Here is a 13,172-nt window from a genome sequence, read left to right as displayed (position 1 = left end):
AAATCTGGTCATTGGGCAGGTAGCAATCACGCCTTCTTGGCTGATTCGCGGTAAACCAGCAAGGGAGGCTTGTTTTCTTCGATGGTGGACTCATCGACCACCACCTTCTCGACGTTGACCGCATTGGGCAACTCGTACATGGTGTCGATCAAAGACTGCTCCAGAATGGAGCGCAAACCACGGGCACCGGTCTTGCGAATCAGGGCACGCTTGGCAATGGCTTTCAGGGCGGCCGGACGAATTTCCAGCTCTGCACCTTCCATAGCCAGCAACTTGGCGTACTGCTTGACCAACGCATTCTTGGGCTCGGTCAGGATTTGCACCAAGGCGTCTTCCGTCAGCTCGGCCAGGGTCGCCACCACGGGCATGCGGCCTACGAGCTCAGGAATCAGACCAAACTTGATCAGATCCTCAGGCTCCACTTCCTTGAACACCTCAGTCAGCGCGCGCTGTTGCTTACTCTTGACCGCGGCGCCAAAGCCTATGCCGGACGATTCTGTGCGGTTCTCGATGACCTTTTCCAGACCCGAGAAAGCGCCACCACAGATGAACAAAATGTTCGTGGTGTCGATCTGCACAAAGTCCTGGTTGGGGTGCTTGCGTCCGCCTTGCGGAGGAACGCTGGCCATGGTGCCTTCAATCAGCTTCAGCAGGGCCTGCTGCACGCCCTCACCCGACACGTCACGCGTGATGGAGGGGTTGTCGGATTTGCGGGAAATTTTGTCGATTTCATCGATATAGACGATGCCGCGCTGAGCGCGGTCCACATCGTAATTGCAGCTTTGCAGCAGCTTCAGAACGATGTTTTCCACGTCCTCACCCACATAGCCGGCTTCGGTCAATGTGGTGGCATCGGCCATCACAAACGGCACATCCAGCATGCGGGCGAGCGTTTGGGCCAGCAGGGTCTTGCCGGAACCGGTGGGGCCAATCAGCAAGATATTGCTCTTGGCCAGCTCCACGTCGTCCTTCTTGGCTTTTTCCTTGTGCTTGAGGCGCTTGTAGTGGTTGTACACCGCCACCGCCAGCGTGCGCTTGGCAGGCTCTTGCCCGATGACATAGTTGTCCAGGTTGGCCTTGATATCGGAGGGCGTGGGCAGGTCGCCGCGGCCGTCCTTGTTCTCGGTCGTCGCAGGCAACTCGTCGCGAATGATTTCGTTGCAGAGTTCGATGCACTCGTCGCACACGAACACCGACGGGCCAGCGATCAGCTTCTTCACCTCGTGTTGGCTCTTGCCACAGAAAGAGCAATACAAGGTTTTTTCGCTGGTTGAGCCTTTTTTCTCGGCCATGTGAAGTCTGCCTTTTCCGCTAAGTTAACCAATGATAACCAAATAAAAACGGTGCCTTTCCATCAGAAAGACACCGTCGGGGAACGCTTGCGCGGCTCCGTTCAGGGGCGCTTGGCAATCACCTGGTCCACCAAGCCGTACTCTTTGGCTTCGTCGGCAGACAGGTAATAGTCACGCTCGGTGTCGCGCTCGATCTTCTCCAGCGGCTGTCCGGTGCGCTCCGCCAGAATCTTGTTGAGCTGCTCGCGGGTCTTCAGGATCTCGCGCGCGTGGATCTCGATTTCTGTGGCCTGGCCTTGCGTACCGCCCAGTGGCTGGTGAATCATGACCTTGGAGTTGGGCAGCGAGAAACGCTTGCCCTTGGCACCTGCAGCCAGCAGGAATGCCCCCATGCTGGCGGCCATGCCGGTGCACAGCGTGGACACGTCGGGCTTGATGAAGTTCATGGTGTCGTAAATCGCCATGCCAGCGCTGACCGAACCGCCAGGAGAGTTGATGTAGAACGAAACATCCTTGTCGGGGTTCTCGCTCTCCAGGAACAACAGTTGCGCCACCACCAGGTTGGCCGTCTGGTCGTTGACCGGACCGACCAGGAAGATCACGCGCTCTTTGAGCAGGCGCGAATAAATATCGTAGGAGCGCTCACCGCGGCCCGACTGCTCGATGACCATAGGAACCATGCCCAGAGCCTGGGTTTCCATTGCGCCGGACATTCCATATTTCACGTTCATAAGCTCTCCAAATTGAAGTGGTAACTGTACCGAAAAACCGGTGTCTCCATGCAAATGGGGCTTGACCGCTGGACTGCAAGTCCCGCGCAAGCCCCATTTCTGTACCAGCGTGCAGGGCACGCTGGGCGCACAGGTGCTTAGTTCTGGCCCATCAGCTCGTCGAACGAGATGGATTTGTCAGACACCTTGGCTTTGGCCAACACGAATTCAGTCACATTGTTTTCGATCACGATGGCTTCCACTTCGGCCATGCGGCGGTTGTCGCCGAAGTACCAGCGCACCACGTCAGCGGGCTTTTCGTAGCTGGCAGCCAGCTCGTCGATGTGGGCCTTGATCTGTTCGGGCTTGGCAGCCAAGTCATTGGCACGCACCAGCTCAGCCACCACCAGGCCCAGGCGCACGCGGCGCTCGGCTTGGGGACGGAAGATGTCGTCAGGAATCGGCGCCTTGTCCGCGTCCTTGATACCGCGCTGCTTCAGGTCGGCACGGGCGTTTTCGATCATGCGGTCCAGCTCAGCTTGCACGCTGGACTTGGGCAGGTCCAACTCGGCTTTGGCGACCAAAGCGTCCATGGCGGCCTGCTTGTTGCGGGCCAGCAGGCGGTGCTTGACTTCACGTTCCAGATTCTTGCGGATGTCGGCGCGCAGGGCTTCCACGGTGCCTTCGGCGATGCCCAGGGACTTGGCCAGTTCGGCGTCCACAGCCGGTAGGTTGGCGGCTTCGAGCTTCTTCAGGGTGACCATGAAGTCGGCAGTTTTGCCAGCCACGTCTTTGCCGTGGTAGTCAGCGGGGAATGCCAGGGGGAAAGTCTTGCTTTCGCCCGTCTTCATGCCGCGGGTCGCGTCTTCGAATTCCTTCAGCATTTGGCCATCGCCCAGGATGAACTGGAAGTCGTCAGCTTTGCCGCCGGAGAACACTTCACCGTCGATCTTGCCTTCGAAGTCCACGGTCACGCGATCGGTGTCTTGCGCAGCGGTGCCTTGGGCACGCTGGGCGAAGGTGCGGCGCTGCTTGCGCAGGATTTCGATGGTTTTGTCGATGGCTTCGTCGGTCACATCGGCTGCCAGCTTTTCGATTTCGGCCGTAGCCAGATCGGCGATCTTCACTTCTGGGAACACTTCGAAGATGGCGTCAAACGCCATTTGGCCTTCGGGAGCGACTTCGCTCTCGGTGATCTTGGGTTGGCCGGCCACGCGCAGCTTGGCTTCGTTGGCAGCGGTAGCGAAAGCCTCGCCCACCTTGTCGTTCATCACTTCGTAGTGCACGGAGTAACCGTAGCGCTGTGTCACCACGTTCATGGGCACCTTGCCGGGACGGAAGCCGTCCATCTTCACCGTGCGGGCCAGCTTGCGCAGACGGCTGTCCACTTCAGTCTGGATCACGCCCACGGGCAGGGTCAATGTGATCTTGCGCTCCAGCTTTTCCAGAGTTTCTACAGTAACGGCCATGGCTAACTCCTAATTTTGGTTTTGGCAGGACTTTCACCTGCGGCATCGTTCAAAGATGCCTGTTTAAGGTTGGTGCGCGGGGGGGGACTCGAACCCCCACACTGTTGCCAGCGTCAGGACCTAAACCTGGTGCGTCTACCAATTTCGCCACCCGCGCAAAAAACAACAATGGGAGGCCGGAAGTACCTGCTGGCTCGCGCCGCAAGACTCTGACCCCCCATTTGAAATCGGTCAACCCGCTATTTTAACCTGCGGAAAGACCGACTTCCGTCAGACCAGCGTTGCCGGCTCGCGTTTGACCCTAAACCAGGCCGCGTACATCGCTGGCAGCGCCAGCAATGTCAGCACGGTGGCCACGATCAGCCCGCCCATGATGGCCACGGCCATGGGGCCCCAGAACACCGAGCGGGACAGCGGAATCATCGCAAGCACCGCGGCCGCGGCCGTCAGCACGATGGGACGCAGGCGCCGCACGGCCGACTCCACAATCGCGTCCCAGGCCGGGATGCCCGCCGCACGGTCCTGCTCGATCTGGTCGATCAGGATCACCGAGTTGCGCTGGATCATGCCCATCAGGGCGATCACACCCAGCAGCGCCACGAAGCCAAACGGACGGCCCAGCAGGATCAGCGCACCTGCCACACCGGCAATACCCAGCGGCCCTGTGATGAACACTAGGATGGTCCGGCTGAAGCTTTGCAATTGCAACATCAGTAACGTCAAGATTAGGAAGCCCGCAATCGGCAACCCCACCAGAATAGAGGCCGAGCCCTTGGAGCTTTCTTCCACCGCACCCGCCACCTGGATGGCGTAGCCCTGGTAGCCCGCTTTTTGCCACTGCTCTTCCAGGGCCTTCAGCTTGGGCTGCAGCTCGGCGGTCACGGTGGCGCCTTGCAGGCCTTCCACGATGTCGCCTTGCACGGTGATGGCGTAGTCACGGTTTTCGCGCCACATCACCCCGGGCTCCCAGGTGAACACGGGCTTGGCGATCTGCGTGAGCGGAATCGACTTGCCACTGGCCGTGGGCAGGTAGGCGTTGGCAATGTCGGTGATGGCATTGCGCTCGTCCAGCGGCTGGCGCAGCACGATGTCGATGAGCTTGTCGCCCTCGCGGTACTGGCCCACGGTGGTACCGGCTAGCACCGTCTTGGAGGCCTGTGCGATGGACTGGCTGGTCACGCCCAGGGCGCGGGCCTTGGCCTGGTCCACTTCCAGACGCAGCACCTTGACGGGCTCGTTCCAGTTGTCGTTCACGCCGCGCGTGTTGGAGCTGGCGCGCATCACGGCCTTGACCTCGTCCGCGCGCTCACGCAGCGCCAGGGGCTCGGGGCCGACCACGCGGAACTGCACCGGGTAGGGCACTGGCGGGCCGTTGGGCAGCAGCTTGACGCGGCCACGCACCTCGGGGAACTCGGTGGCCAACAGCGCCGGCAGCTTCACACGCAGCGACTCGCGCACCTTCAGATCCTTGGGGATGATGATGAACTGCGACACGTTGGACTGCGGGAACACCTGGTCCAGCGGCAGGTAGAAGCGCGGCACGCCCGAACCAATCCAGGTGCTGACGGTGTTGACGCCCTCTTCCTGCATCAGGCGTTTTTCCACACGCTGGGTGACTTCCTGGTTGGCCGCGAAGGACGTGCCTTCAGGGAACCAGATGTCCACCAGCACTTCGGGGCGGCTGGAGTCGGGGAAGAACTGCTGCTGCACCTTGCCCATGCCGAAGATCCCCAGGGCAAACACCAGAATGGTGGCGCCAATGGTGAGCCAGCGGTGCTGCACACACCAGTTCACGGTCTTGCGGAAGATGTTGTAGAACGGCGTGTCAAAGTGCTCGGTGTGGACAGATTCCTCACCCGCATGGTGCTTGTGCTCCTTGAGCAACAGCGTACCCAGGTAGGGCACAAAGTACACCGACACAAACCAGCTCAGGATCAGCGCCAGCACCGTCACCGCGAAGATGGCAAAGGTGTACTCACCCGTGGTGGACTTGGCCAGACCGATAGGCAGGAAGCCCACGGCGGTGATCAACGTGCCCGTCAGCATGGGCATAGCGGTCACTTCGTACGCAAACGTGGCAGCACGCACCTTGTCGTAGCCCTCCTCCATCTTGCGCACCATCATTTCCACCGAAATGATGGCGTCGTCCACCAGCAAACCCAGCGCAATGATGAGCGAACCCAGTGAAATCTTGTGCAGGCCAATGCCCCAGTAATACATACCGAGGAAGGTCACGGCCAGCACCAGCGGGATGGTGATGCCCACGACCAAACCGGGGCGGATGTCCAAAATCCAGCGCTTCCACAGCGGGTTGTTGCCGGGGCGCTTGTGCAGGCCCAGGGCGATGAAGCTCACGGCCAGCACGATGACCACGGCTTCGATCAGCACACGCACAAACTCGCCCACCGAGGTGGTCACCGACTTGGGCTGGTCCTGCAGTTGCACCAGTTTGATACCGGCAGGCAGGTCTTTCTCAATACCCTTGAAGACGGATTCCAGCGAATGGCCCAGCGCAATGATGTCGCCGCCCTTGGTCATGGAGACGCCCAGCGCAATCACTTCTTTGCCCTGGTGATGCACCTTCACCGACGGTGGGTCCACATAGCCCTTGGCGATGGTGGCAATGTCCTTCAGGCGGAGCTGGTTGCCGGATGCGCCGCGGATGGGCATGGCTTCGAGCTCTTCCACGCGGTTGAACTGGCCGCCCACACGCACCTGCACCACGTCCAGCGGGGTTTGCACGGCGCCGGCGGATTCCACCGCGTTTTGTTGGCCGAGTTGGGCCAATACCTGGTTCAGGTCCAACCCCAGCTGGGCCAGACGCTTTTGCGAGATTTCGATGTACAGCTTCTCGTCCTGCGCACCGAACAGTTCCACCTTGGCCACGTCGGGCACGCGCAGCAGGCGCTGGCGCACGTCGTCGGCAAAGGTCTTGAGCTCGGCGTAGTTGAAGCCATCGGCCTCCAGCGCGTAGATCACGCCATACACGTCACCGAAGTCATCGTTGAAGAAGGGCCCAACCACGCCACCGGGCAAGGTGCCCCGGATGTCGCCCACCTTCTTGCGCACGCTGTACCAGACGTTGGGCACATCCGCGGGGCGGCTGGAGTCCTTGATCTGGAAAATGATTTGCGACTCACCGGGCTTGGAATAGCTGCGGATTTTGTCGGCGTAGGGCACCTCTTGCAGGGTGCGCTCGATCTTGTCGGTCACCTGTTCGGCCACCTGCTGCGCCGTGGCGCCCGGCCAGTAGGTGCGAACCACCATGGCGCGGAAGGTGAACGGCGGGTCTTCGTCCTGCCCCAGCTGGAAGTAGGAGGCCACCCCCAGCAGCAAGAGCACGATCATCAGGTAGCGCGTGAGCGCCGCGTGGTCCAAGGCCCACTTGGAAAGGTTAAAACCTTTTTTGGGTTCGTCGAGGTTCATGGGCAGCTCACTTGGCGGCAGGTGCGCTGGCTGCCTGGGCGGCAGCCGCTACAGATTCAGGAGCTGCTGGCGCAGTAACCACGGGGGCTGGCGTACCTTTTTGCTGGTACAGCGTAACCTTTTGGCCAGGCGACAGCACATGCACGCCCGCCACCACCACCTGGGTGCCGGGCTGCAGGCCGTCGGCCACCACCACCTCGTTGCCATCGGCCGTGGCCACGGTGATGGTTTGCAGCTTCACGGTCATGCTGGCCGTGTCCAACACCCACACCGCGGTGGACTTGCCACTCTGGTACAGCGCACTGGTGGGCAGCTTGACCACTTGCACACCGCTGCGATCAAACGCCTGGGGAACAACGGACACGGTGGTGCCCAGCGCCAACGCGTCCTTGGCGTCCAGGCTCACCTTCACGGTGAACGTGCGCGTCACGGGGTCGGCACTGGCCGCCACCTCGCGCACCAGGCCCTTGACCGAGGTCTTGCTGGCCCAGACCCGCACGTCTACCGACGAACCAGCCTTAATAATCGCCACCTTGTCTTCAGGCACCGCGAACACCACATCCCGCGGGCCGTCCTGGGCAATTTGCACCACCGGCGTACCGGCAGTCACCACCTGGCCTGGCTCGGCGGAAATGGCGGTCACCACGCCCGACACATCAGCCACCAGCGTGGTGTACGACGCCTGGTTGCCCTGGCTGTTCAATTGGGCTTGCGCCTGGTCCAACTGGGCCTGGGCGGCTTTGAGGGTGGTGTCGCGGCGTTCCAGTTCGGCGCCGCTGATGAAGTTCTGGTCGCGCAGTTCCTTGAAGCGCTTGAAGTCGGCAGCGGCCAGGTCGCGGTTGGTGGCAGCAGCAGCCACCTGGGCGCGCGCGGCTTCGGTGGCCAGTTTGTAGTCTTGGGGATCCAGCTGGGCCAGCACCTGGCCGGCTTTCACAACTTGGCCCAGCTCCACCGGGCGGCGCACCAGCTTGCCCGCTACGCGAAAGCCCAGACGGGATTCGACGCGGGGCCGTACCTCGCCCGAAAACTCGGCACCGGACTGGATGCTATCCAGCCCCACGGTGATCACCTTGACCGCGCGGATGGGTTCTTCGGAGGGCGCGGGCTTGGAGCACGCGGCGAGTACCAGCGCTGCTGCAATGAGCGTGGCCCCGGTGGCAAAGGATTTGAGTGGCATGGTGGCAGGTGCGGAAAGGAAAGAAAAAAGGCAGCTGAAACCAGGCTCAACCACCGACTAATGACCAACTGGTTAGTAATTTAGGGTAACTACTGGCCTTTGTCAAGCCGGGGTAAAGCAAAACCCGCCGCGGGCACAATCGCCCCATGCCCACCGCCCCCGCCGCTACGCCGATTGCCCATTACGAGAACTTTCCCGTAGCCTCCTGGCTGTGCCCGCCGCACCTGCGCGCGCCGATCGCCGCGATTTACCACTTCGCCCGCACCGCGGACGACATTGCCGACGAGGGCGACGCCAGCCCCGCCCAGCGCCTGGCCAGCCTGCAGGCCTACCGCCAGGCGCTGCAACAGGCGGCCGAGGGCGGCACCGCTTTTGCCGATTGGCCCCAGGTGTTTGGCCCACTGCAGTGGGCGATTCAGCAATATGCCCTGCCCACCCAGCTACTGCACGACCTGCTGGACGCGTTTGTACAAGACATTGAAAAGACCCGCGACCGCACGGGCTACGCCGACGATGCTGAGCTGCTGGACTACTGCCGCCGCTCCGCCAACCCCGTGGGCCGCCTGCTGCTGCATCTGTACGGCGTGCACGACCCCGAGGCCCTAGCGCAGAGCGATGCCATCTGCACCGCGCTGCAGCTCATCAACTTCTGGCAGGACCTGAGCGTGGACATTCCCCGTGGCCGCTACTACCTGAGCGACGCCGCGCGCGCCCAGTTTGGCGTGCCGCAGGCCGATGTGCTGGCCCAGCGCCAGACCGAGTCCGCTACCAAACTGATAGCTGCCAGCGCACAGTCTGCGCGGGCTACCATGCTGCGAGGCGCTCCATTGGTACACCGCCTACCGGGCCGGGCCGGCTGGGAGCTCCGGTTGGTGGTGCAAGGCGGCCTGCGCATTCTGGACAAGATCGCGGCGCTGGACCACCGCACGTTGAACCAGCGCCCGGTGCTGCGCGCCTGGGATTTCCCACTGCTGTTGTGGCGCGCCTGGCGCATGCGTGCCTAAGCACACCCCAGCCACGAACGCTCCTAAATTAATAGCTACTACCGCATATTGGACGCTGGCTACAGCGCTATCCAACCCCAAATACACCTGACCAAACGGTCCACTTTTTAAGCGTAAAACTCGGGCATTCCCCTAGAACTTTGGCAGGGTTGTGGCCTATGGCCATGGTCCAATCAATAACATGCCCGTGTCCGTCAAAAAACAAGAAAATCTGCAAAATCGTTGGACCCGTCGCTCCGTGCTACACCTCGCCGGTGCCAGCCTGGCGCTGGGTGGCGCCCACGCGGCGCGTGCGCAGTCTCCCGTGGCCGTGGTCTACCCCAACCTCAACGCCAATGGCACTGACAACCTGGGCTACCGCGTGCTGGAGCTGGCGCTGCAGCGCTGCGGCAAGCCCTACACCCTGAGCCTGCATCCCGTTGCAGTCAACGACGAGCGCGCCCGCGCCATGCTGCGCCGGGGCGAGGTCAATGTGGCGGACTTTGGCTCGGGTGCCGAGTTCGAAAAGGCCTTCAGCGCGGTGTACTTCCCCATCGACCGTGGCTTGTTGGGTTATCGGCTCAGCCTGATCCACTACAGCCTGGAAAACGAATTTGCCCGCGTGGGCAACCTCACGCAGCTGCGTCGCTTTCGCGCGGGGCAAGGCCTGGGCTGGTCCAACAACACCATCATGCAGGCCGCCGGCATCCCCGTCGTGACGGGGCCCACGCTGGAGTCGCTGTTCCCCATGCTGGAGGCCAAGCGCTTTGACTTTCTGCCCCTGGGCATGAACGAGGTGTACGGCTTCTCTGAGCAGTACGGCGACTTCGCCCCCTCCATGATCGTGGACCCGCATGTGCTGTTGATCTACCGCTTTGCCCGCCTGTTTTATCTGCGGCCAGACAGCGGCGAGCTGCACGCGATGATTCTGTCCGGCCTCAAGCGCGCCTTTGCCGAAGGCGCGTTCCAGAAACTGCTGGCCAGCGACCCCTCGGTGCGCCGCGCCCTGCAGCGTGCCAAGCTGGCGCAGCGGGCCACCATCGTGATCGACAACCCCGTGCTCACCGATGCGTTTTTGACCATCCCCGACGAGTACTACTTCAAACCCTCCGAGTTCCGCTGAGGGCGGCCGCGGGATGTAACAATCCCCGCCATGACCCCAGAGCAATACGTCCAGGACAAAGCCGCCGCCAGCGGCAGCAGCTTCTACTACGCCTTTCTGTTTCTGCCCGCACCGCGGCGCGCCGCCATCACCGCGTTTTATGCGTTCTGCCGCGAGGTGGACGACGTGGTGGACGAGATGGTGGACGCCGGCGTGGCCGCGACCAAGCTGGCCTGGTGGCAGACCGAAGTGGCCCAGTCGTTTGCTGGCAACCCGGTACACCCGGTGATGAAGGCGCTGATGCCGCACACCGCGCTGTATGGCATCGAGGCGCGCCACCTGCTGGGCGTGATCGAGGGCTGCCAGATGGACCTGGAGCAAACCCGCTACCTGGACTACCCCAACCTGCAGCGCTACTGCCACCTGGTGGCCGGTGTGGTGGGCGAGGTGGCGGCCCGCATCTTTGGCCAGACCGACCCGCAAACCACCGCCTACGCCCACAAGCTGGGCCAGGCTCTGCAGCTCACCAACATCATCCGCGACGTGGGCGAAGACGCGCTACGCGGTCGCATCTACCTGCCCGTGAACGAGCTGCAGCAGTTCGACGTGAAGGCGCACGAGATTTTGAAGCGCACCTACTCCGACCGCTTCACCGCGCTCATGCAATTCCAGACCCAGCGTGCACAAGCGCTGTACGACGAAGCCCTGGCCCTGCTGCCCGCTGCCGACCGCCGCACGCAAAAGCCCGGCCTGATGATGGCCAGCATCTACCGCGCGCTGTTGCGCGAGATCGAGGCCGACAACTTCCAGGTGCTGCACCAGCGCATCGCGCTCACGCCGCTGCGCAAGTTCTGGCTGGCGTGGAAGGTACAAGCCCTCGGCCGTATATGAAGGTAGCCGTTGTAGGTGCCGGCTGGGCCGGCATGGCCGCTGCGGTCACCGCCACACAAGCCGGTCACCACGCTACGGTTTTCGAAGCAGCCCGCGCAGTTGGCGGGCGGGCCAGAGCCTTGAATGGCACTTTTCCGGATGGCACACCCGTGGTGCTGGATAACGGCCAGCACATCCTCATTGGCGCCTACAGCGACACCCTGAAACTCATGCGCACCGTGGGTGTGGACCCAGAGGCCACGCTCTTGCGCCTGCCGCTCACCCTGCTGTTCCCCGATGGCGACGGCCTGGCACTGCCCGACTGGCCCAGCCCGCTGGATGCGCTGGCCGGCATTGCAACTGCCAAGGGCTGGAGCTGGGCCGACAAATGGAGCCTGCTGCGCGCCACCACCGGCTGGCAGCTGGGCGGCTTTGCCTGCGCGCCACAAACTAGCGTGGCCGACCTGTGCCGCACGCTCACACCCACGGTGCTGGCCACCATGATCGACCCGCTGTGCGTGTCGGCGCTGAACACGCCAGCCGCTCGCGCCAGCGGCCAGGTATTCCTCACCGTGTTGCGCGACTCCTTGTTTGGCGGGCGCGGCAGTTCCAACCTGCTGTTGCCGCGCGCCGATCTGGCCACGCTGTTCCCGCAAGCCGCAGCCACCTGGCTGCAGGCGCAGGGCGGTGTGCTGCAGTTGGGCACGCGTGTGGATCAACTCGCACCCCAACACCCTGGCACCGGTTGGCTCGTGAACGGCCAAGCTTTTGACGCCGTGCTATGGGCCACTTCCTCATCAAATGCGGCCCTGGCCCTCGTGGAATCTGCGCGAGCAGCTCCTGAAACCATAGCAACCCATATGCAAACCTGGGCCGCTACCGCACAGGCCCTACAGTTTGAAGCCATTGCCACCGTCTATGCCCATGCCGCCAACGCGCACCTGAGCCAGCCCATGCTGGCGCTGCGCAGCGATGCGGCCTACCCGGCCCAGTTCGTCTTCGATCGCGGCCAGTTGGGTGGCCCGCAAGGTTTGTTGGCCTTTGTGGTCAGCGCCAGCGAGGGCGACCGCGACACCCTGCAAACCCAAGTGCTGGCCCAAGCGCAAGCCCAACTGGGCCTGGCACTCACGCCCCTGCAAACGGTAGTGGAAAAGCGCGCCACGTTTGCTTGCACGCCAGGGCTGGTACGGCCGACCCAGGCCATTGCCCCCGGCCTGTGGGCCTGTGGCGACTATGTGGACGGCCCCTACCCCGCCACGCTGGAAGGTGCGGTGCGCAGTGGAGCCGCCGCCGCAGGTCTTTTACAAAACTAACTATCTTTAAATTTCTTTAAATGCTATATTTATGAAAAGTTAGTTTTCATAAAGGCATTTCCATGGCACACACCGTCGCTTGGTTCATGGTCCTTCTGGGCTTGGGACATGTCGCCTACGGCGCCCGCAAATACGCAGCCCCCTTGCGGGCGGCCTGGGGCGATGGCTACATCGGCCAGTTCGCTGCTTCTGAGGAACGGCGCACCGCCTTCTGGTTCATGATTTTTGGCCCCCTGGTGGCGCTGGCCGGCCACGCCGCCCTGCACGCGGCCGCCACGGGTGATTTGGCGCTGCTGAGGATTGTGGGCAGCTATCTGCTGCTCACCGGCATGCTGGGGGCCGCCGCCTTTCCCAAGTCCCCCTTCTGGGCTGCATTGCCTGCGGGGCCGCTGCTCATTGCCGTGGGTTGCGGCTGGCTCCCGCTGTAAAAGTAAAAAGGTAAAAAGGAAGTCCCCATGTCCAGCTCCGCCTTCAGCGCCAAAGTCTTCGCCGTCTACCTGTTCCTCGCCGGTGCCGTGCTTATCACCGTGCCCAACCTGCTGTTGACCCTGCTGCAGATACCGCCCACGCCCGATGTGTGGATTCGCGTGGTGGGGCTGGTGGCCTTCATGATCGGCGTGTACGCCTGGGTGGCCGCCAGCCATGAGTTCAAGCCGTTTCTGGTGGCATCCGTCTACACGCGCTTTATCGTCTTCGTGGCGTTCACGGCCTTTGCCCTCGCGGGCCTGGGCAGCCCCATGATCATCCTGTTTGGCCTGGCCGATCTGGCCGGTGGCCTCTGGACCTACTCTGCCCTGCGCGCCGACGCCCGCTGGGACGGCACCCTCTAA

At 62.5% G+C, this 13,172-nt stretch carries 11 protein-coding genes and 1 tRNA gene; 6 read left to right on the top strand and 6 right to left on the bottom strand.

What is annotated here, in order from left to right; all coding sequences use genetic code 11:
- Window positions 1-26 precede the first annotated feature (26 nt).
- The 6 genes from clpX to J2X15_RS01080 form a co-directional block, all read right to left on the bottom strand.
- Window positions 27-1,292, bottom strand: a complete 1,266-nt coding sequence (gene clpX, locus J2X15_RS01105; protein WP_310338598.1) for an ATP-dependent Clp protease ATP-binding subunit ClpX — start codon at window positions 1,290-1,292, stop codon at window positions 27-29.
- 101 nt (window positions 1,293-1,393) lie between these two features.
- Window positions 1,394-2,023, bottom strand: coding sequence for an ATP-dependent Clp endopeptidase proteolytic subunit ClpP (gene clpP, locus J2X15_RS01100; RefSeq protein ID WP_310338596.1), 630 nt, complete (start codon window positions 2,021-2,023; stop codon window positions 1,394-1,396).
- Between the two features lie 137 nt (window positions 2,024-2,160).
- Window positions 2,161-3,471 carry a trigger factor gene (gene tig / locus J2X15_RS01095; protein WP_310338593.1) on the bottom strand — a complete coding sequence of 437 codons (1,311 nt, stop codon included), beginning with the start codon at window positions 3,469-3,471 and terminating at the stop codon, window positions 2,161-2,163.
- Window positions 3,472-3,541: 70 nt separating this feature from the next.
- Window positions 3,542-3,628 (bottom strand) — tRNA-Leu (locus J2X15_RS01090).
- Window positions 3,629-3,741: 113 nt separating this feature from the next.
- Entirely contained in the window at window positions 3,742-6,897 is a 3,156-nt protein-coding gene (locus J2X15_RS01085) for an efflux RND transporter permease subunit (RefSeq protein WP_310338591.1), read from the bottom strand.
- A gap of 7 nt (window positions 6,898-6,904) precedes the next feature.
- Window positions 6,905-8,074, bottom strand: a complete 1,170-nt coding sequence (locus J2X15_RS01080; RefSeq protein ID WP_310338589.1) for an efflux RND transporter periplasmic adaptor subunit — start codon at window positions 8,072-8,074, stop codon at window positions 6,905-6,907.
- Between the two features lie 146 nt (window positions 8,075-8,220).
- On the opposite strand from J2X15_RS01080, the gene hpnC reads away from it, so the two are divergent.
- The 6 genes from hpnC (at window position 8,221) to J2X15_RS01050 (ending at window position 13,172) form a co-directional block, all read left to right on the top strand.
- Window positions 8,221-9,078 carry a squalene synthase HpnC gene (gene hpnC / locus J2X15_RS01075; protein ID WP_310338587.1) on the top strand — a complete coding sequence of 286 codons (858 nt, stop codon included), beginning with the start codon at window positions 8,221-8,223 and terminating at the stop codon, window positions 9,076-9,078.
- Between the two features lie 238 nt (window positions 9,079-9,316).
- The gene (locus J2X15_RS01070) at window positions 9,317-10,180 is read left to right on the top strand and encodes a hypothetical protein (RefSeq protein WP_310338584.1); all 864 of its coding nucleotides are present in this window, start codon (window positions 9,317-9,319) and stop codon (window positions 10,178-10,180) included.
- A 30-nt stretch (window positions 10,181-10,210) separates the two neighbouring features.
- Window positions 10,211-11,050 (top strand): presqualene diphosphate synthase HpnD, encoded by an 840-nt coding sequence (hpnD, locus tag J2X15_RS01065; RefSeq protein ID WP_310338581.1) that lies wholly within the window; start codon window positions 10,211-10,213, stop codon window positions 11,048-11,050.
- Complete coding sequence (gene hpnE, locus J2X15_RS01060) at window positions 11,047-12,342, top strand: hydroxysqualene dehydroxylase HpnE (RefSeq protein WP_310338579.1); 1,296 nt, start codon at window positions 11,047-11,049, stop codon at window positions 12,340-12,342. The genes hpnD and hpnE overlap by 4 nt, the downstream gene beginning before the upstream one ends.
- A gap of 62 nt (window positions 12,343-12,404) precedes the next feature.
- Window positions 12,405-12,770: a DUF6463 family protein gene (locus J2X15_RS01055; protein ID WP_310338577.1), complete on the top strand. Its 366-nt coding sequence runs from the start codon at window positions 12,405-12,407 to the stop codon at window positions 12,768-12,770.
- Window positions 12,771-12,797: 27 nt separating this feature from the next.
- Window positions 12,798-13,172, top strand: a complete 375-nt coding sequence (locus J2X15_RS01050; RefSeq protein WP_310338575.1) for a hypothetical protein — start codon at window positions 12,798-12,800, stop codon at window positions 13,170-13,172.

The organism is Rhodoferax saidenbachensis, assembly GCF_031457975.1.
GTDB lineage: Bacteria > Pseudomonadota > Gammaproteobacteria > Burkholderiales > Burkholderiaceae_C > Allorhodoferax > Allorhodoferax saidenbachensis_A.
The sequence above is the reverse complement of the archived record's forward strand: the minus strand, read 5'-3'. Positions and strand labels throughout refer to the sequence as shown.